This is a genomic window from Acinetobacter sp. YH12112 (assembly GCF_013418945.1).
Classification (GTDB): Bacteria; Pseudomonadota; Gammaproteobacteria; order Pseudomonadales; family Moraxellaceae; genus Acinetobacter; species Acinetobacter indicus.
Genome location: NZ_VPBA01000012.1, coordinates 33,993 through 53,136, shown reverse-complemented (window position 1 = coordinate 53,136; position 19,144 = coordinate 33,993). Strand labels below are relative to the sequence as shown.

Sequence of the window (19,144 nt, the reverse complement as noted above, 5' to 3'; positions counted from 1 at the left end):
TATGATGACTGAGTCGAATACCCCAACATTTACGAAACCTGAATTGCCAATGCATATTCAAACCATCCGTGAATATTTGCCACATCGTTATCCATTCTTATTGGTAGATCGAATCGTTGATGTAACTGACAATGGGATTGTGGGTTATAAGAACGTTTCGATTAATGAAGAGTTTTTACAAGGACATTTCCCTGAATATCCAATTATGCCAGGGGTGTTGATTGTAGAAGCGCTGGCACAGGTTTCAGGCGTGCTTGGCTTTATTATGAATAATCAGAAACCGACTGCGGGTGCATTATTCCTATTTGCCGGTGCCGAAAAAGTTAGATTTAAAAAACAAGTGGTTGCAGGCGACCAACTTGTATTAAAATCTGAATTAGTAATGCAGAAACGTGGTATTTACAAATATAATTGTATCGCCACGGTCGATGGCATTGTTGCAGCAACCGCGGAAATTATGATTTCGCATCAGAAAACAGAGCAAGCATGAGCAATAACCCCCTCATTCACCCCACCGCTATAATTGACTCCTCTGCAGTCATTGCGCCTGATGTGCAAATTGGACCTTATAGTATTATTGGTCCGAATGTCAGCATTGGTGCGGGTACAAAGCTGCATTCACACGTGGTGGTGGGTGGCTATACCCGTATTGGTGAGCATAATGAGATTTTCCAGTTCGCAAGTGTCGGCGAAGTCTGTCAGGACCTGAAATATCAGGGTGAAGAAACTTGGCTGGAAATTGGTGACTATAACCTGATTCGTGAACATTCCAGCTTGCATCGCGGGACGGTTCAGGACAAAGGCATCACTAAAATTGGTAGCCACAACCTGTTGATGGTCAATACACATATTGCACATGATTGTATCGTGGGTGATCACAATATTTTTGCCAATAATGTTGGTGTCGCAGGGCACGTGCATGTCGGTGATTATGTGGTGGTGGGTGGAAACTCGGGTATTCATCAGTTCTGTAAAATTGACTCTTACAGCATGATTGGCGGCGCATCTTTAATTCTGAAAGATGTACCGGCCTATGTGATGGTTTCGGGTAATCCTGCGCATGCTTTTGCTATGAATATTGAAGGTATGCGTCGTAAAGGCTGGTCGAAAAATGTGATTCAAGGATTACGGGACGCCTTTAAACTGATTTACAAATCAGGATTAACCACTGAAGAAGCCATTCAGAAAATCCGTGCAGAGATTCTGCCAGAAGTGCCAGAAGCACAGCGTTTAATTGATTCACTAGAACAGTCTAAACGCGGGATTGTACGCTAACACGCTGTTTGAAGCTGATTCAAAAAACTGCTCCAATTGGGGCAGTTTTTTTATATCCAGATTTTGAGGTTTCTTGAACATCAGATACAAATTTCTACTCGTGCTTGGCCCGGATTTTGCTCATATTCAAGCTATACAATAAAAATTATTGCGGGAGAGCGGCACTTGGTGCTCGCCGAAGGAGCAACGACCCCGGAAACTCTCAGGCAAAAGGACCGTAATAATTCAAAAATCTGGAGAGAAGCACGCGCAGTGCTCACCGAAGGGGATGGTTGGGCTGAACATCAGTTCAATCGAAGCTCTCAGGTACCCTGACAGATGGGGCATCACGTCTGGAACAGCTGTTCCAAGGAGCGTTTTATGCCGCATGTTGTTGTCATTGGTGCAGGAATTACCGGGGTCACTTCAGCCTATGAGCTGATGCGTTTGGGCTATCAAGTCACGGTAATTGACCGGCATTTATACCCGGCGATGGAAACATCGTATGCCAATGGTGGCCAGTTATCGGCCAGTAATGCAGAAGTCTGGAATCAGAAAGCCACTGTACTGAAAGGCCTGAAATGGATGTCGCAAAAGTCGGCGCCGCTCTTATTAAATCCTGCATTTGATCTGCATAAGTATGGCTGGCTGATCGAGTTCTTAAGCAATATCCGCAACTATGAACACAATACCCAGGAAACAGTGCGCCTGGCACTTCTGGCACGCAAACGTTTATTTGAAATTGCAGAACAGGAACAGATTAATTTCAATCTGGAAAAACGTGGAATTTTACATTTTTATCATAATAAAGCGGATTTTGACTTTGCAATTCGGGTCAATGATTTGCTCTGTCAGGGGGGGCTGGAGCGTTATCAGGTCAGTCTGGATGAAATCCGACAGATTGAACCAAGTCTAACTGGGCAATATTATGCAGGTTTTTACTGCCCGGGAGATGCCACCGGCGATATTCATAAATTCACGGTGGGGCTGGCTCAAGTCACCATGCAGCAGGGTGTACGTTATATTTTTGGCCGGGATGTTCAGGATATTGAGCTAAACGCCCAGCAGGTACAGCTGAGTTATCGGCCAGCCATTGAAGATCCTCTGGCAGATCAGCCGATGGTAGAAACCTTACATGCCGATGCCGTGCTGATTTGCGGCGGTGTGAGTAGTTATCAATTGGCGCGACAGGTAGGTGATCGGGTCAATATTTATCCGGTCAAAGGCTATTCCATTACCGTCAATTTACAGGATGAGCAGAGCCAGAAGCAGGCACCTTGGGTCAGTCTGCTAGATGAAAGTGCCAAAATTGTGACCTCTCGTTTAGGCGCAGATCGGCTGCGGATTGCCGGAACAGCCGAATTTAATGGCTATAACCGCGATATTCGCCATGACCGGATTCAGCCACTGGTGCGCTGGGTACAGCGGAATTTTGATATTTCAACTGAAAGCGTGGTGCCGTGGGCAGGTTTACGCCCGATGATGCCAAATATGATGCCGGTGATTCGGCAGGGCCAGCATCCACGGGTATTTTATAATACCGGCCATGGGCATCTGGGCTGGACCTTATCTGCGGCGACAGCACTGATGATTAGTCAGGAAATTGCGCAGCATTATCCGGTGACCGGGTAATGAGAACATTCAGTTGAGCTCTGTTTTAAAGTAACAGGGCTTTAGGAGAGATGCTGATCATCTGCCGGGTTCTGGCAAAATAAATTCATCAAAATAACGCAAATCGCTGTCAATTCAATGAGCTATTTGGCTTATACTCAGGCTTTAAATAAAATATTTTCGTTTTAAGATTTTGAACTGCCATTAAAAAATGGATTGAGATGCTGCCCTCCTGGGCAGACCGCGATATGTATGGATAAACGATGGCAAATATAATTCTGGTTGCGCTATTTCCTTTAATCTTTCTGATTGCGTTGGGCTATGTACTCAAGCGCTTTAGGTTTCTGGAAGATAAATTCTGGCACGGTGCAGAAAAGCTCAACTACTATCTACTATTCCCGGTGATGCTGTTTTTGGGCTTGGCGCATGCTGAAATTCAGGCCAGTGAGATTCGCCACATGATGCTGGGAGCAGGTCTGACCCTGCTGATTGCGGTTTGTTTGTTATATATTTTAAAGGCGCTGTATGGCACTGCAGCGGCGCGTTTCGGTGTGTATATGCAAGGGATGGTGCGTTTTAATACCTATATCGGCTTAGCACTGTCGGCGTCTTTGTTTTATCAGCAAGGTATGGCGCTGTTTGCTATTCTGCTGGTGTTTTGCATTCCTCTGGTCAATGTGCTTTCGGTTTTGGCTCTGACCAATTCAGAAGGGATGCGCTTGCAATCCATCCTGTTATCATTGTTGAAAAATCCCTTAATTTTAGGCTGTATTGCAGGCGGGGTGTTTAATCTGCTGAATTTACGCTTATGGATTGGCTTTGAAAATTATTTAAAACAGATTGCCATTTCCAGTTTGCCATTGGGCTTGATGTGTATTGGTGCAGCATTACAGTTTCAGGGGCTGCGTAAAGATCTGCGGACCTTGTTATTAAACACTTTTGGACGCTTGCTGTTGATGCCGATGATTGCGTTGGCGACCTGTCTGGCATTGAATCTGCCGGCCCTACATACCCAGATTCTGGTGATGTTTTTTGCCTTACCGACGGCCTCATCGGCTTATATTCTGACCAAAGTTTTGGGGGGAGATAGCCAGCTGATGGCCAGTGTGATTAGCCTGCAGACTGTGTGTGCGGCGTTCAGTTTGCCATTGATTTTGTGGTGGGTGATGTAAAGCGCTGTCAGGTTTTAATCATACAGACGATAAATACCACTAAAACGTTCGCAGCCTTTTTGTTCAGTACGCACCGCCAGATAAGCCTTCTGAAAGTCGAGCTGGTAATTGCAGTCATGTTCATTGTCAATAATATGCTGCTTTTGCTGCGGTGAGGTATAAGCCAGTAAGGAAATGGTTTGGGTATCTAGCTTGTTGTTTGGACTGCGATAGGCCACACCTTCAATTTTAATACTGTCTTTATTCAGTTGATGAATCTGCAAATGTACCGGCTGCTTGGCCAGTTGTCCCTGTTCAAATTTCAGATAATGCTGGGTCATGCTCTGGTTCATCGAGCTAAAGAAATTTAACTGATCCAGACGCGCTTCAAACTGCTGTTTAAAACACTCGGTCGTTTTACACTGCTGCGCACGTTTAAACCAGAGCTGATGGGTATCTTGCAGAATACGCAGCGGGGCATCAGTCACCAGAAAAGCCGTCAGAAACTGATCATTGAGCTGCTCACGAATCTCCTGTAAATCGGCATGGCAGATTTTATTGAAAGCAGGCGTGTTGGCCTGCTCGCAATTGATTTTCTGTGCATGCGACAGCGGGGTGCCCGCGGCGCCCAAAAACAACAGGGTTCCAATGATTTTTATAAGATTCATCTCGGTTTTCAACAGCATGATCGCTTATACTTTCATTAGCTTGCGTAAGCTAACTATAGCGAAAGAGAAACTGTGAATACAAGATTTCAATCGTTTATTTCTGAAGGAGTTGAATATGGTTGCACAAATACGAATTGGGCAGGGAATAGACGTACATGCCTTTGAAGAAGGCGATTTTGTGACATTGGCCGGGGTTAAAATTCCACATACCCATGCTCTGAAAGCCCACTCAGATGGGGATGTGATTTTGCATGCACTGTGCGATGCCTTATTGGGTGCATTGGCACTGGGCGATATTGGGCAGCATTTTCCCGACACCGATCCTGAATTTAAGGGCGCTGACAGCCGGGTGTTGCTGAAGCATGTTTATCAGCTGATTTTAGACCGCGGTTATCTATTGAATAATGCCGACATTACCGTGGCCTGTGAACGCCCGAAACTGGCCAAGCACAATCTGGAAATGCGCCAGAGTATTGCCGATGTGCTGGATGTGGATGTGACTCAAATCAGCATTAAAGCCACCACCACGGAAAAATTAGGCTTTACCGGCCGTCAGGAAGGAATTCTGGCTACAGCTACGGTGTTAATTTGTCACGCAAAGTGATCGGTTTTCATTAAGGAAATTTGCAGTTCCTGGGTTGCTTTACGGCCCTGAAGTTGTAAGGCAACAGCGTGAATCAGACCGGTCCAGGTTTCATTCGGCTCCCAGATCTGGTGCAACATTTCCTGCGCGGTAGGCATGTCCATATTCATATAATACTGACGATATAAATACATCAGGCTGCTGACATGCTGATTGGTACCGCAATGCAACCACACCATCTGATCCTGCACCAGATGATCAATCAGGTCTAAAACCAGCAGACATTGGGCGTCAGATGGAGTTTCCCAAGAAATCGGTAATTGTACATAGTTCAGGCCCAGTTCCAGACAGATTTTATCTTCATTGGCTAGATGCTGCTCGGCATCACTCAGTGCGACATTAACCACAGTGGTAATGCCATATTCTTTAATCTGACGTAACTGTTCCGCATTCGGCTGGCCGGATGTGTACAGGTGTTCATGCACAAACTGAAAGTGATCAATTTGGCTTAAAGCGGTTTCAATTTCATTCATCAGATAAAATTTCCTGCAATTGAAATGGAAACGCCATCTTGACGATGGCGTTTTTGAGTCAGTTTTAGCGGCTGGCTAAAACCTCTTTCAATGCTTCATGCATCTCAAGCAGGGATTTTTCAGTGGTTTCCCAGTCGATGCATCCATCGGTAACAGACTTACCATACTCCAAATCGCAAAGATTTGCAGGAATATCTTGACGACCGCCTTTCAAATGACTTTCGACCATAATCCCGACAATTGATTTATTGCCATCTAAAATCTGTTCGGTGATGTTTTTTAAGACCAGTGGTTGCAGGTACGGGTCTTTGTTGGAGTTGGCATGACTGGTGTCAATCATGATTTTGGTGCTGACTTTGGCTTTAATTAGCGCTGCTTCTGCATCGGCGACTGAACCGGCATCATAGTTTGGCTTGCCATTACCACCACGCAATACCACGTGCGCATAGTTGTTACCGCTGGTACGAATTACCGACACCTGACCATGTTCGTTCAGCCCCAGGAAGCTGTGACCATGTTTTACAGACTGCATTGCGTTGGTCGCAACAGTTAAGCCGCCATCGGTACCATTTTTAAAGCCAACCGGTGAAGACAGGCCAGAAGACATTTCACGGTGAGTCTGACTTTCTGTGGTACGCGCACCAATCGCTGACCAGGAAATCAGATCCTGATAATACTGTGGAGAGTTCGGGTCCAGTGCTTCAGTGGCACAAGGCAGACCTTTTTCATTCAGTTCCAGCAGCAGTTTACGGCCAATACGCAGACCTTTTTCAATATTGAAAGAGTCATTCATGTCCGGGTCGTTAATCAGACCTTTCCAGCCCACGGTCGTACGCGGTTTTTCAAAGTACACCCGCATTACGATGTATAAGGTATCTTTTACTTTTTCGCTCAGCACTTTCAGGCGGTCTGCATAATCATGTGCTGCCACAGGATCATGAATCGAGCAAGGCCCAATGACCACAAACAGACGTTTGTCTTTACCATCAAGAATATTGCGGATGGTTTCACGACCTTTCAGTACGGTGTGATAAGCAGAGTCAGTCAGTGGAAGTTCTGCTTTGAGTTCAGCAGGGGTCACAAGTGGCTGGATGCTTTTAATATTCACATCATCGATATCTGAAGGTGTAATAGGGTTAGACTGTAAAGTGTTCATTGCCGTCACTGGTTTAATCGTATACAAGATTGTTTAATAGCCTGAATATAACACGAATATAGCAGCCTATTGTTATAAAAAAGATCAATAGATTACTGAAAAAAAAGTGATGAATCGCAGAGATAAATTAAACTGGCGATGTTTTTTCAGCGCTCACCACCATCGCCGCTTCAACTGGTTGTGCCGGTTTGGATTTGACCGGGTTCAGCATAAAGTTCACCCCAAGCGCGAACAGGGTAATGCCCAGCACTTTACGGATAATTTTTTCAGGCAGGCGTGAGCTGACTAAAGTACCGACCACAATTGCCGGAATAGAACCGACCAGTAACCACATCAGCAGTTCAAAATCGACATTGCCCGAGGTCATGTGCCCCATACCGGCGACAAAGGTCAGTAAGACTGCGTGGACCACATCGGAGCCGATAATGCGGATCATTGGCAAGTTCGGGAACATTAGCACCAGCGCCATAATGCCGAAGGCACCTGCACCCACCGAAGATAGGGTGACGAACACACCCAGGACAATTCCCATCACCACAATCATCGCGCGCTTGTTGGTGGCCTTCAGGTCGACCTTTTCCAGGTCTTGAGTCATATCTGGCAATTCATGTTTGCGATATTTGTTGAAAAATTTTTCAATCTGGCTGCGGAAAATAATAGATATGCCGGTTAGGGTCAGCATAAAGCCCAAGACCATGGTCAGCACAGCTTTATAATGCGTGGACTGGCTTAAATAGTTGTCGAGTACCCAATGCGTTGCAAAAGACGCCGGGATACTGCCGACAGACAGCCAGATGACAATTGGCCAGACGATATTCATTTTTTTGGCATGGACCAGTGAACCACAGAATTTGGAAATTGCGGCATAGAGCAGATCGGTACCAATGGCAATGTGCGGTTCAATCTTAAACAGGCTGATTAAAATCGGGGTCATTAACGAACCACCGCCTACACCGGTCACACCTACACAGAAGCCAACCAAAACACCTGCCAAAATAAACTCAACTGCACCAAACATGGGGATATGCCATACATCAAAAAACGTGCTTATCTTATGACTTTCGGATATAAGTCGTTGGCATGATTAATGATTTGCTTATTCTAAAAAATGCTAAAGATGAGAAAAAGATCAACATTTATAGTGAAACAGCGTGGAGTAGATCTATCTGAAATCTGCTGGATTTAAAGCTGAAAAAAAGGGGATTTTTTAGTAAAAAGATCAGGATGTGCAGGGCCGAATAGACGGATTTTGTGATGACAGCGCAGCAAAATGGAAAGATAAAAAGATTAAAAATAGCAGGAAATTTCACTTTAAAATTATTATTTGTGTATTCAGTATCATTACATAGGGATGACATGTGTTGGGGTTTTGGATTTTATTTGATCAATCTTTCAGCATGATAAAAAGCAGTTAATGGTCATGAAACTGCAAGTCAGGTGGAATAGAGTGAAATAAAGCGGTGAAAGCGTAATAAATGAATGAGCCCAGCACAGCATCATCAATCAAACCTGATAGTCATGCTGTATAAAAACAAAGCAGTTAAAATATAGAAAAACCTGAATTTTTTCTCGGCTCAGAACAAACAGTCGTTACAGTCACTTCAAGCAGAATATGTTAAAATTCCACGCAGCAATTGAAGGAGCAAGGTCTTGCAAAAACGAAAACTGAAAATAGGCATTGTGGTGGGAGAAGTTTCTGGGGATACCTTGGGTGCCAGACTGATCCGCCGTTTTCGTGAGCAAGGCATTGAGGCTGAATTTGAAGGTATTGGCGGCCCGCAAATGATTGCTGAAGGCTTTAAAAGCTATTATCCGATGGATATTTTGTCGGTCATGGGCATTGTTGAAGTCTTAAAAGACATTAAAAAGCTGTTTGCCGTGCGTGATGGATTGGTTGAACAGTGGGTCAAGGAGCCGGTCGATGTTTTTATTGGGATTGATGCGCCGGACTTTAACCTGCGTTTATCGAAAAGCCTGAAGCAGAAAAGTCCAAGCATTAAAACCGTGCAGTATGTTAGTCCTTCGGTCTGGGCGTGGCGTCAGGGTCGTGTTCATGGCATTAAAGCCAATATTGATCTGGTGCTGTGTTTATTTCCATTTGAAAAAGCCTTTTATCAAAAATGGCAGGTTCCGGCTGCCTTTGTCGGGCATCCATTAGCGAGTCAGTTGCCTGTCGATAATAATCTGGCCGATGCCAAACTGGAACTGGGGCTGGAAGCTTCGCAAAAGCATATTGCCTTATTGCCCGGTAGTCGTCGTGGTGAAATTGAGCGTTTAGGGCCATTGGTTCTGGCAGCCGCTGAAATTCTGGCTGCGAAATATCCAAACTATCACTTCTTAATTCCCGCCATTAACGATGCGCGTAAACAGCAGATTGAAAGTTTATTACAGCATTGTGCTGCTGATCTGAGATCACGGGTTAGTCTGCTGGAAAATACCGATACAGAATCAAAAATTGGCCGTCAGGTCATGAATGCAGCGGATATTGTTGCGCTGGCTTCAGGTACTGCAACGTTGGAAGCGATGTTATTGCATCGTCCAATGGTGACTTTTTATAAGCTCAACCGGATTACCTACTGGATTGCCAAACTGCTGGTTAAAATTCCGTATTACTCGCTACCGAATATTATTGCCGGCAAAAAAGTCATTGAAGAGCTGATTCAAGAAGAGGCTACACCAGAGCGTCTGGCGCATGAAATTGAAAAGCTGATGCATATCGAAGCTGCACAAATTCAGGTGATGCAACATCGTACCATGCATAAACAGCTGCTATCCGGCAATTGTGAAGACCCGGTAGCGGCGATTCTGGCTATTTTATAAGAGCCTGCTGAAACTGCTGCCGGTACTGGCTTGGGGTCAGGGCAAACTGTTTTTTAAAAGTCTGGCTAAAGGCGGTTTCAGAAGAATAGCCAACTTTATAGGCAATTTGCTGGATTGAGAGCTGGCCATGACGTAAATATTGAGCCGCCAGTCTTAAGCGATGCTGCTGCAAATAGGCCAGTGGCGATTCGCCAACAATCTGGGCAAACAGATTGGCAAATTTTGAGCGCGACATGCAGCATTGTTCGGCTAGGGTTTCGACGGTCCAGCTTTTTTCCGGTTGTCCATGAATGGCGGTTAAAGCATTGGACAGTTCCGGATGGGTCAGGGCACTGAGCCAGTTATTAGAATCATTCAGCTGGGCAATATAATCACGCACACATTCAATAAATAAAATACTGATCAGATGATCAAGAATTTTATCGCGGCCGGGCCGGATCTGATGGCTTTCTACTGCCAGAAACTGTAAGCCAATTTGCAACCATTCCGGGGCGGTGCTGCTCATAATATGATGAATATGCATATAGTCCGGCAAGGCATTTAACAGCGGCTTGGCCATAATGCTGTCCATTGTGCCGTGCATGGCTAAAATAAATGATTTTTCACCGGATGCTTCACCAAACTCGATGGTCTGCTGGCGTTTCTGCTGAAACAGGTCACTAATATCCAGGGCATCTAGCCACTCCAGTTGCGTGCTACTTTTGCCAACATGGCTACCGCCGGAAGGAATCAGCACAATATCACCGGCCTGCGCATAGACCTGACGCTGGGTCGATAATTCCAGATATAATTCACCACTTAGTACCACATAGGCAATAATGGCGCTGTGATCCTGATATTGAAATGCCCAGTTTCCCTGTGGATTCAAATAGATAAATTCAGATTTGTTGAGATGAATATCATCAAAAATTTTACTTAAAGCATCCATACCGGGTTGATATCTTCTTATTTCGAGCTTAGCTATTTGGTCATTAAGCCTGAATTTATCGTGTGATGAAAGGCCAATTTCAGGCAATGTGGGCCAAAGACGTTTACATAGCTTTTTTGGACGTTTGCAACTGTTCTCTGTGGCTTGTTTGCTGAAATATATAGATAAGTTAAGCAGGATGGAAGTGCAGGCAATGAATGCTCCGCTACAGCTCACAGAACAACAACAGCAATTTTTACTTGGAAAATCCGGTCTGGCTTTAGATAAAAAACGTTATTTATGGCTGATTAGCCCATTTTTACCGGTTTTGGGTATTGGGATTCTGGCCGGTTACCAGTTTGCACCGAAACCATTTAAAACTGTATTTGCTCTAGGTGGACCACTGTTAATTCATGTGATTATTCCCAGCATTGATACTCTGGTTGGTAAAGATGAGCACAATCCAAGCCCGGAAGAGGTCAAGCTCTTGGAGCAGGACCCGTATTATTCCCGTCTGGTAAAAAGTTTTATTCCTTTGCAGTATATCGCCAATATTTATGCGGCCTATCTGGTCTCACGTAAAGAGACTTCGCTGCTGGATAAAATTTTTCTGGGTGCGTCGATGGGACTGGTTAATGGGGTGGCGATTAATACTGCACATGAACTGAGCCATAAATCCTCCAAACTGGAGCATTATCTGTCGCATCTGGCGCTGGTGCCGTCGGGTTATAACCATTTCCGGATTGAACATCCGTATGGGCATCATAAACGCGCTGCAACCCCAGAAGATCCGGCGTCTTCCCGTATGGGCGAAACCTTTTATGAGTTCTGGCCACGTACGGTGAAAGGCTCGTTTAAATCGGCAATTGAAATTGAAACCCAGCGTTTAAAACGCAAAGGCAAGAATTTCTGGTCCAAAGACAATGAATTGCTACAAGGTTGGGGCATGAGTGCGCTGTTTCATGCCGGAATGCTGGCCAGCTTTGGGAAAGGCATTGTGCCGTATTTAAGCACGCAGGCCTTTTATGCCATCAGCCTGTTTGAACTGGTCAATTATATTGAGCATTATGGCTTGCTTCGACAAAAAGATGCGCAGGGCAAATATGAGCGTACCCAGCCGGAACATAGCTGGAACAACAATAATATTGTCACCAATCTGTTTTTATATCAGTTACAGCGTCATTCCGATCATCATGCCTATCCGACCCGTCCATTTCAGGCCTTGCGACATTTTGATGAAGCGCCTGAATTGCCAAGCGGTTATGCCAGTATGTTGCTGCCGGCGCTGATTCCACCGCTATGGTTTAAAATGATGGATAAACGCGTGTTCAAGCATTATAAAGGTGATTTAAACAAAGCCAATATCCAGCCGAAACGCCGTTTAAGCCTGTTTAAAAAGTTCGGCCTGAAGGCAGATTAAGTATAGAAAAATCCATTCGACTGTTTTAGTCAGCCCTATGGTGAGTAGGGCTTTTTTGTACGCAGGCGGTTGATGTTACCCAGATTCATGTTCATTTAACGCTCTTTTCCATCCAGATTTCACAGGCATGACTATGACCGGTCTGGCCTTGTGGGGCAGACAAATGTACAAAACCGAGCTTTTCATAGAGTTTCACTGCCTGCCACAGTGATGCTGTGGTTTCCAGATAGCAGGACTGAAAACCGGCCTGCTGGGCAAAGTCAAAAGCGTGTTCCAGAATCTGTTTGGCAAATCCGTAGCCACGTACTGCTGGCAGAAAATACATTTTCTGGATTTCCAGGCGGCTTGGATCACCCTGCAAAGGCGCAGCACCGCCACCACCAAAAATGTCGCCTTGATTATTGGTAACGACCCAATACTGTGCGTGTGGCTGTGAATACACCGCATATAAATCATCGACCGCAGCATCGGCCACGGCAAAACCGGATTCCGGCGCCAGTCCAAATTCTTTGGAAACCTCACGAATAATACGGGCCAGTGCAGGATTATCTTGGGCTTGAATCGGGCGTAAAAAATACATAAGCGCAGTGCTAAAAGATAAAGAGATGAATTTTATCACTAAATATTCATCTCTTGAGCAGATTTGAGGTACATCTATTGGACTTTAAATGTCGCTTGATGCTGTACTCGGTATCTTATTTAAGTTCACTGGAACTTTTGCCCAGTTCACGTCGGGCAATAATCAGTTGCTGAATTTGCTGGGTGCCTTCAAAAATATCCAGGATTTTGGAATCGCGCGCCCATTTTTCCAGCAGTTCATCTTCGTTATAGCCCACAGCGGCGGCCAGTTCTACACACTTCAGGGTAATTTCATTCCCGACACGGCCAGCTTTGGCTTTGGCAATTGAGGCTTCTTTGGAATTAGGCTGCTTGTTATCGGCCATCCAGGCAGCTTTAAGCATTAATAAACGCGCTGCTTCCCATTCGGCTTCCATGCGATAAATCTGCGCGGCTATCTGGGAGCTGTGTAAATAGGTGGTCTGATAATGCTCATCTAGCTCATGTTTAAAAATCTGCTTGATCCGTTCCAGGGATGCTTTGGCACAGCCAATGGCCATGGCCGCGACCAAAGGACGGGTGTTGTCAAAGGTTTCCATCACCCCGGCAAAGCCTTTGGAGACATCAATCTCGGCATTGCCAAGTAGGTTGCTGGCCGGCACCCGGCAATCGACAAAGCTGATGGCTGCAGTATCCGAGGCTTTAATCCCGAGTTTATGTTCCAGTCGTTCTACGGTCATGCCGGGTGTACCTTTCGGTACCACAAAAGACTTGATGGCCGCACGGCCAAGCTTTTTATCCAGTGTGGCCCAGACCACCACGGCATCGGCGCGTTCACCCGAGGTCACAAAGATTTTCTCGCCATTCAGAATATAATCATCGCCATCTGCGACCGCTGTGGTGCGAATTGCCGCTGAATCGGAGCCGCAGCCGGGTTCGGTAATGGCCATGGCGGCCCAGGTGCCGTGAAAACGCTGTAACTGCTCGTCATTGGCCACCGCAGCAATGGCGGAGTTCCCCAGACCCTGACGCGGCATACTCAGCAGCAGGCCGGTATCGCCATAACACATTTCGACAATACTTAAAGCGGTGGACATATTGACGCCATTTTTATTGCCACTGGCGGTATCGCCACGTTTATTCACCGCAGCGCCGGCGTTCATGCCATCGCCACCCGCATTCATGCCATCGACCACTGAGGCCAGCATATCCAGTTCTTTCGGGTAGGCATGTTCCGCCTTATCATATTTACGAGAAATTGGACGCAGGACATTCAGGGCAACCTCATGTGCCTGATCAATCAACAGTTTAAATTTTTTCGGGTTCTGTAAATTCATGGGCTGTTCCTTATTTTTATGGTTATTTAGGCATGCAGGCCAGACTGGACAATCGCGGTCGCGCGCAGATCACGATACCAGCGCTCGACCGGATGTTCTTTGGTAAAGCCGTGACCGCCCAGAATCTGCACGCCATTTGTGCCAATTTGCATGGATTTTTCTGCACATAACAAGCGTGCCAGATAGGCTTCCCGATGAAAGTCCTGTCCAGCTTCGGCCAGACTGGCAGCATTCAGCACTAGCATGCGCATCGCATCAATTTCAATCGCCATATCGGCAATCATAAAAGCCACACTTTGACGATGTGAGATGGGCTCGCCAAAGGCCGTGCGCTGGTTGGCATAGTCAATACAATAGGCTTTCACGGCTTCGCAGCACCCAACCGCCATGGCACACCAGACTAAATTACCCAAATCAATAAAAGCACTATAGTCAAAATCATCATCGCCCAGACGTTCGGCTGGGGTATGCTGAAAACTGAGGGTGACTGTTTCTGTGGCCTTCAGCCCCATTGCCGGGCTTTTTTGTGCACGAATGCTGCTGTCGCGTTTCACCACAAATACTTCTGGCTGGCCATTGAATTCAGCACTTACCAGATACAAGTCCGCCGTTTCACCCAGCATTACCAGAGTTTTTTCACCCTGAATCCAGTACTGGCCCTGGCTAAAAGTGGCTTGTGTATTTAAACGCAGCGGATCAAAAGCCGGTGTAGCTTCCTGCACGGCAAAGCTGGCGCGCAGTTCCGAATCTTCTGCAAAACTGGTCAGATAACGTGACTGGATGCTTTCAGAACCCCAGCGGGTCAGGGCATTGATTACCCCAAAGGTCGACAATAAACCTGCGGTCAGGCTGAAATCACCCCGGGCCAAATGCTCGGCCATCAGAATATTAGTGACAATATTCTGCTCGCTGGCCACGCCACCCAAAGCCTCCGGCAGTGCATAATCATTCAGGCCCAAATCCTGACTGTGTCGCCATAACACTTCGGGAAACTGTTCCAGATGATCCGCCTGATGCGCCAGTGGATAAAGCACCTCTGTGGCAAACTGCTGCATGGTATCTACCGTCATTTGCTGTTCTTCGCTCAGGCTTAAATCAAACAGGGATTTTTGCTGATGGGGTAAACGCTGTCTGGGTACATCATCGTGCTTTTGAAAGGCTTTCTGGCTCACGCTTAAGGTTTTAAAGCCGGCTTTGGCCCCCTGATATAAAGATTTTTCTACAAATTTACGCAGTTTGAGCTGGTCTAAAACCTCGCTGCTGGCAAGCCGAGTGAGCAGCGACAGTCCAAATCCTTGGGCCTTGTTTACCATATTGGTCATTGTTGTTGTTCCATCATGCGGGTGATTATTTTTATGCTGACATGCGGCTGTTTAAAAAACCATGTCAGAACTGACATACTCAATTGTCAAAGATAAACGGTTGCTGCAAGATGAAACAGGAATCTAAATACTTGCTTCTGTTTATATTTTTAATTTTGGGAAAGAGCGGGGAAGGGAGAGAATTGACCCGAATGACATTAGCTGCATTCGGGTCGGGTGTGGCTTTACTGGAATTTTTTGATCATGTCACGCACATTGGTTTTGGCATCAATCACGGTCATAAAGGTATAAGCCCCAATAAATTTACGGCTAATAAACATAAACTCTTTCGGCGGAACACTGAAATAACGTGAAGCCATGGATTTAGAGGCCTGTTGCATCACCCGGCTATGCAGCTGGCTTTTTTTCCAGTCATAACGATGCTGATCATCCATCACACCGGCTGGTAAATCCGGGTTGTTTTCAGGACTGCTAAAGGCTTCGGTGGCCAGTAAAAAGACTTTGGCCATATCCGGCTTAATGCTTTGCGGAATGGAGTCAAAAAACTCATAACCGGTCATGGCTTTCACCATCATCTCCGCGTCATGCTGATAGCCGGCCTGAATCAGGTTACGTGCGACCGAGAGCAGGTTGTCATCAAACTGGCGAATGGCACCGAAATCCAGCAGCACAATTTTATCCTGTACATCTGCGCCATTGCCCAGACGTACTAGATAGTTACCGAAGTTTGGGTCGGTCTGCATTTCGCCCCATTCAAAAATTTCCCGCACTGCCACTTCTAAAGAGGCTTCACCAAGCAGGTTACGACGTTCTTGTGGTAAAGACAGCATCACCGGACTGTTGATTGGTACGCCACGTTCAAAGGTCATGCACAGCACCTGATCGGTACAGTAATCTTCAATAATGGTTGGAACGATATAGCGCGGGTCCTGCTTTAAACGCTCGGCAAAACGGCGTGTGGTGGCTGCCTCAATCCGATAATTGACCTCGCGGTGCATCATTTCGCGGACTTCATCAAACCACTGATCAAATTCGCGGGTTTGCGGCACCATGCGGGTCAGTTTCAGCATGTTTTTAAACAGACTCATATCCGAATCAATGGCATCGGCCACACCCGGATACTGGATTTTTAATACCAGTTCCATACCATCAGATTTACGGGTGGCGCGGTGTACCTGAGCCAAAGAGGCGGTACCTAAAGGCTCATGGTCAATGGTGAGATCATTAAGTTTGGAACCTAACTGGTCCTGTAACTGGGTTTTAATCGCAGGCCAGGCCAGGGCAACAGTCTGGTTATTCAGGGTATTCAGGGCTTGGGTGATTTCTTCAGGCAGGAAATGTTCGCCGTAAAGCGCCATCATCTGGCCAATTTTAACGATAGAGCCTTTCAGTTTGCCAATTTCTGCGACCAGATAATCGGCCTGTTCTTTCATGGCTTTTTTGCGTTTCTTTTCTTTTTCTTCTTCACTGGAAAAGATTGAACCGGCGCTGGAGGCGGCCCAACGTGTCCCGGCCAGCAACGATGCCTTCGCGATCGATAAGCGTCGATCCATAGAGGAAGTTTTCAATTGTTTAAGCTTATCGTTCTGATCTGACATGTAAATTTAATCCTTCAATCAGCAATTCGCAGAAAGGTCATAGTTTAACGAATATTAACGGGTCTTAACGTATTAAAAAAGTTCAAGTTGCTGAATGTCGAGTTAAGTTTTGCATTCTCTATGAAATAGCCTAAGCAAAATCTATAAAGATGCAATTTCGCTCACTCACATCCGGAATTTAATCTTGAGGGTACTTTTTTGTTGCAGCATCTGCTTGTTTTCATCAATGTATTTTAAAATCAGGCTTTGTACCGATTCATGCAGAAAACCATGCGCATAGCCTTTGACAATAATAATGCTGGGCAGGTTAAAGAACAGATATTTGGCATCATCCAAAGTCGCATCCTGAAAAATGCCGCGTTCCACCAGCATCTGCTGTAAAAACTTTTTTTCCTGCAAGACACGCGGTGAATCGTTGTCATTCCAGTAGTTTTGACGCATGGCCAGCAGGTTATTGTGTTTGTAACTCATATCAACAGGTTCACGGGAGTCTCATAGTCAATATAAGGTCTATTTTTGCAGATTCAATCGCAAAATGGCAGGAAATTGTGAAGATCTGGAAATTCTATCCTGTTCATCGCTATAGGTTTTTTGCTTGAAGTTCAGTAATATGCTTTACATAAATTAAAACAAAGATGATCGCTGTGTTTGGCAGCAAGGGGAATATGATGCGTTTAGCATTCATCGGGGGAATGGCCTGGGCGCTGCTGGCGGGTTCGGCCTATGCGCAGGAAAGTTATTCAAAACAGTATATTCAATGTAGCAATCATGCTTATGGGCAAACATCCGTCTTGCAAAAATGTGTCAATAAAGAACTGAAACAGCAGCAAAAACGCTTAAAGAAAAGCTATAAGTCTTACTATCGGGCCAGTGGGGCATATCAGGCCAATATTGCCCAGCAACATGCGCTGTGGGAGCAGCGTTTAAAGCAGCAATGCTATCGGGGCATGAACGGTGATGTTGCCAAATTGCAGCAATCGCGTTGTACGCTGGCACAGGTGATTGATCAGGCCAATTATTATCAGAGCAAATTTATTGCCCGTTAATCCTGTACTTACCATTTCAGGGCTTTATTCCAAATCTGGCTAAGGCCGTGAAAGTTGAGATCAATTTATCAGATTGAAATCCGGCTTTTACGCACAGAGACATTATAAAAGCGCACAAAACAAGGTATCATAAGGCGTTTTAAAAAATTGACTCTGGAGAGACCTTAGGTGGATCGACCGACTATTAGCCCTGAACATTTGCAGGAAGCCGCTGAAACATTAGTCACCATTCGTGATTTTATCCGTTTTGGTGTAACAGCATTACGTCAATATGATGCACATCTAGGTCAAGGTACAGAAGATTATTTTGCTGAAAGTTCCGCGTTGGTATTACAAACCCTGTCGCTGGACTGGAATGCCGATGCAGAAATTCTGGATGCCAAATTACTGCCGAGCGAAAAGCAGGAATTTTTAAGTCTGCTGGAGCGTCGTATTAATGAACGCACGCCAACCTCTTATCTGCTCAATCTGGCCTATTTCTATGGCAAGCCGTTTTATGTCGATGAGCGTGTACTGATTCCACGTTCGCCAATTGCTGAACTTATCGAAAACCGTTTTGCGCCATATTGTCTGGATGAAAATGGCCAGATGGGTGAAGCCAATAATAACTTGCCAGCCAACCCAAATCCGCAAATGCCACGTCGTATTCTGGATATGTGTACCGGTTCAGGCTGTATCGCAATTGCATTGGCTTATGCTTTCCCGGATGCAGAAGTGGATGCGACCGATATTTCTAAAGATGCTTTAGAAGTTGCGGCCATTAACACCGAACATCACAACATGCAGTATCAGGTGGCGCTGCTTGAGTCGGATTTGTTCTCTAAAATTCCAGCAGAAAATCAGTATGATCTGATTGTGTCGAATCCACCATATGTCGATGCCGAAGACATGGCCGATCTGCCAGATGAATTCCGTCATGAGCCAGAGCTGGCGTTGGCTGCCGGTCAGGATGGTCTGGACTTGGTGCGTAAAATGCTGGCCCAAGCGGCAGACTATTTAACCGAAGATGGCCTGATTGTGATTGAAGTCGGTAACTCTGAATGGGCCATGAAACAGAACTTTAATACCGTCGATTTCCACTGGTTACAATTCCAGAAAGGTGGTTCAGGCATTTTTGCCCTAACCGCAGCACAGTGCCGTCAATACCGCGATTTATTCATTCAATCTGTTAATTCATAAA

At 45.7% G+C, this 19,144-nt stretch carries 19 protein-coding genes and 1 riboswitch; of the genes, 9 read left to right on the top strand and 10 right to left on the bottom strand.

Annotated elements, in window-relative coordinates; genetic code table 11:
- Nucleotides 1-4 precede the first annotated feature (4 nt).
- The 4 genes from fabZ to FTU50_RS06375 all read left to right on the top strand — a co-directional run bounded on the left by fabZ (nucleotide 5) and on the right by FTU50_RS06375 (nucleotide 4,037).
- Entirely contained in the window at nucleotides 5-490 is a 486-nt protein-coding gene (gene fabZ, locus FTU50_RS06390) for a 3-hydroxyacyl-ACP dehydratase FabZ (protein ID WP_087662207.1), read from the top strand.
- Entirely contained in the window at nucleotides 487-1,275 is a 789-nt protein-coding gene (gene lpxA / locus FTU50_RS06385) for an acyl-ACP--UDP-N-acetylglucosamine O-acyltransferase (protein ID WP_016658197.1), read from the top strand. The genes fabZ and lpxA overlap by 4 nt, the downstream gene beginning before the upstream one ends.
- 141 nt (nucleotides 1,276-1,416) lie before the next feature.
- A riboswitch (glycine riboswitch) is annotated at nucleotides 1,417-1,503 on the top strand.
- Between the two features lie 132 nt (nucleotides 1,504-1,635).
- Nucleotides 1,636-2,886 carry a D-amino acid dehydrogenase gene (locus FTU50_RS06380; protein ID WP_180054398.1) on the top strand — a complete coding sequence of 417 codons (1,251 nt, stop codon included), beginning with the start codon at nucleotides 1,636-1,638 and terminating at the stop codon, nucleotides 2,884-2,886.
- 242 nt (nucleotides 2,887-3,128) lie between these two features.
- Nucleotides 3,129-4,037, top strand: a complete 909-nt coding sequence (locus FTU50_RS06375; protein ID WP_104488970.1) for an AEC family transporter — start codon at nucleotides 3,129-3,131, stop codon at nucleotides 4,035-4,037.
- Between the two features lie 14 nt (nucleotides 4,038-4,051).
- Here FTU50_RS06375 and FTU50_RS06370 read toward each other — a convergent pair whose 3' ends face one another.
- Nucleotides 4,052-4,702, bottom strand: coding sequence for a hypothetical protein (locus FTU50_RS06370; RefSeq protein WP_005177627.1), 651 nt, complete (start codon nucleotides 4,700-4,702; stop codon nucleotides 4,052-4,054).
- A gap of 97 nt (nucleotides 4,703-4,799) precedes the next feature.
- On the opposite strand from FTU50_RS06370, the gene ispF reads away from it, so the two are divergent.
- The gene (gene ispF, locus FTU50_RS06365) at nucleotides 4,800-5,288 is read left to right on the top strand and encodes a 2-C-methyl-D-erythritol 2,4-cyclodiphosphate synthase (RefSeq protein WP_005177629.1); all 489 of its coding nucleotides are present in this window, start codon (nucleotides 4,800-4,802) and stop codon (nucleotides 5,286-5,288) included.
- On the opposite strand, the gene FTU50_RS06360 is transcribed toward ispF, so the two are convergent.
- The 3 genes from FTU50_RS06360 to FTU50_RS06350 all read right to left on the bottom strand — a co-directional run bounded on the left by FTU50_RS06360 (nucleotide 5,276) and on the right by FTU50_RS06350 (nucleotide 7,974).
- Entirely contained in the window at nucleotides 5,276-5,800 is a 525-nt protein-coding gene (locus FTU50_RS06360; RefSeq protein WP_016658194.1) for a protein tyrosine phosphatase family protein, read from the bottom strand. The genes ispF and FTU50_RS06360 overlap by 13 nt on opposite strands.
- A 64-nt stretch (nucleotides 5,801-5,864) precedes the next feature.
- Nucleotides 5,865-6,956, bottom strand: coding sequence for a 3-deoxy-7-phosphoheptulonate synthase (locus FTU50_RS06355; protein ID WP_005177632.1), 1,092 nt, complete (start codon nucleotides 6,954-6,956; stop codon nucleotides 5,865-5,867).
- Between the two features lie 127 nt (nucleotides 6,957-7,083).
- Nucleotides 7,084-7,974, bottom strand: coding sequence for a sulfite exporter TauE/SafE family protein (locus FTU50_RS06350; RefSeq protein ID WP_016658193.1), 891 nt, complete (start codon nucleotides 7,972-7,974; stop codon nucleotides 7,084-7,086).
- 632 nt (nucleotides 7,975-8,606) lie between these two features.
- On the opposite strand from FTU50_RS06350, the gene lpxB reads away from it, so the two are divergent.
- Nucleotides 8,607-9,776: a lipid-A-disaccharide synthase gene (lpxB, locus tag FTU50_RS06345; protein WP_168370481.1), complete on the top strand. Its 1,170-nt coding sequence runs from the start codon at nucleotides 8,607-8,609 to the stop codon at nucleotides 9,774-9,776.
- Here lpxB and FTU50_RS06340 read toward each other — a convergent pair.
- Complete coding sequence (locus FTU50_RS06340; protein WP_016658191.1) at nucleotides 9,766-10,704, bottom strand: AraC family transcriptional regulator; 939 nt, start codon at nucleotides 10,702-10,704, stop codon at nucleotides 9,766-9,768. The two genes, lpxB and FTU50_RS06340, sit on opposite strands and share 11 nt — an antisense overlap.
- Before the next feature lie 193 nt (nucleotides 10,705-10,897).
- On the opposite strand from FTU50_RS06340, the gene FTU50_RS06335 reads away from it, so the two are divergent.
- Nucleotides 10,898-12,103: an alkane 1-monooxygenase gene (locus FTU50_RS06335; protein ID WP_168381374.1), complete on the top strand. Its 1,206-nt coding sequence runs from the start codon at nucleotides 10,898-10,900 to the stop codon at nucleotides 12,101-12,103.
- A gap of 91 nt (nucleotides 12,104-12,194) precedes the next feature.
- On the opposite strand, the gene FTU50_RS06330 is transcribed toward FTU50_RS06335, so the two are convergent.
- From FTU50_RS06330 to FTU50_RS06310, 5 genes are all read right to left on the bottom strand, one after another.
- A complete protein-coding gene (locus FTU50_RS06330; RefSeq protein ID WP_104513276.1) occupies nucleotides 12,195-12,683 on the bottom strand; it encodes a GNAT family N-acetyltransferase in 489 nt (162 codons plus the stop codon).
- Nucleotides 12,684-12,798: 115 nt separating this feature from the next.
- Nucleotides 12,799-13,998 carry an acyl-CoA dehydrogenase family protein gene (locus FTU50_RS06325; protein WP_005177641.1) on the bottom strand — a complete coding sequence of 400 codons (1,200 nt, stop codon included), beginning with the start codon at nucleotides 13,996-13,998 and terminating at the stop codon, nucleotides 12,799-12,801.
- A 26-nt stretch (nucleotides 13,999-14,024) separates the two neighbouring features.
- Nucleotides 14,025-15,320, bottom strand: coding sequence for an acyl-CoA dehydrogenase family protein (locus tag FTU50_RS06320; RefSeq protein WP_180054396.1), 1,296 nt, complete (start codon nucleotides 15,318-15,320; stop codon nucleotides 14,025-14,027).
- Nucleotides 15,321-15,544: 224 nt separating this feature from the next.
- The gene (locus tag FTU50_RS06315) at nucleotides 15,545-16,918 is read right to left on the bottom strand and encodes an AarF/ABC1/UbiB kinase family protein (protein WP_005177645.1); all 1,374 of its coding nucleotides are present in this window, start codon (nucleotides 16,916-16,918) and stop codon (nucleotides 15,545-15,547) included.
- Between the two features lie 165 nt (nucleotides 16,919-17,083).
- Nucleotides 17,084-17,389, bottom strand: a complete 306-nt coding sequence (locus tag FTU50_RS06310; RefSeq protein ID WP_180054394.1) for a hypothetical protein — start codon at nucleotides 17,387-17,389, stop codon at nucleotides 17,084-17,086.
- Nucleotides 17,390-17,586: 197 nt separating this feature from the next.
- Between FTU50_RS06310 and FTU50_RS06305 the strand changes: the two genes are divergently transcribed.
- Together FTU50_RS06305 and prmB are read left to right on the top strand one after the other, a co-directional pair.
- Complete coding sequence (locus FTU50_RS06305; RefSeq protein WP_227554581.1) at nucleotides 17,587-17,964, top strand: lysozyme inhibitor LprI family protein; 378 nt, start codon at nucleotides 17,587-17,589, stop codon at nucleotides 17,962-17,964.
- A 168-nt stretch (nucleotides 17,965-18,132) separates the two neighbouring features.
- Nucleotides 18,133-19,143: a 50S ribosomal protein L3 N(5)-glutamine methyltransferase gene (gene prmB / locus FTU50_RS06300; protein ID WP_045795711.1), complete on the top strand. Its 1,011-nt coding sequence runs from the start codon at nucleotides 18,133-18,135 to the stop codon at nucleotides 19,141-19,143.
- Nucleotide 19,144 lies beyond the last annotated feature (1 nt).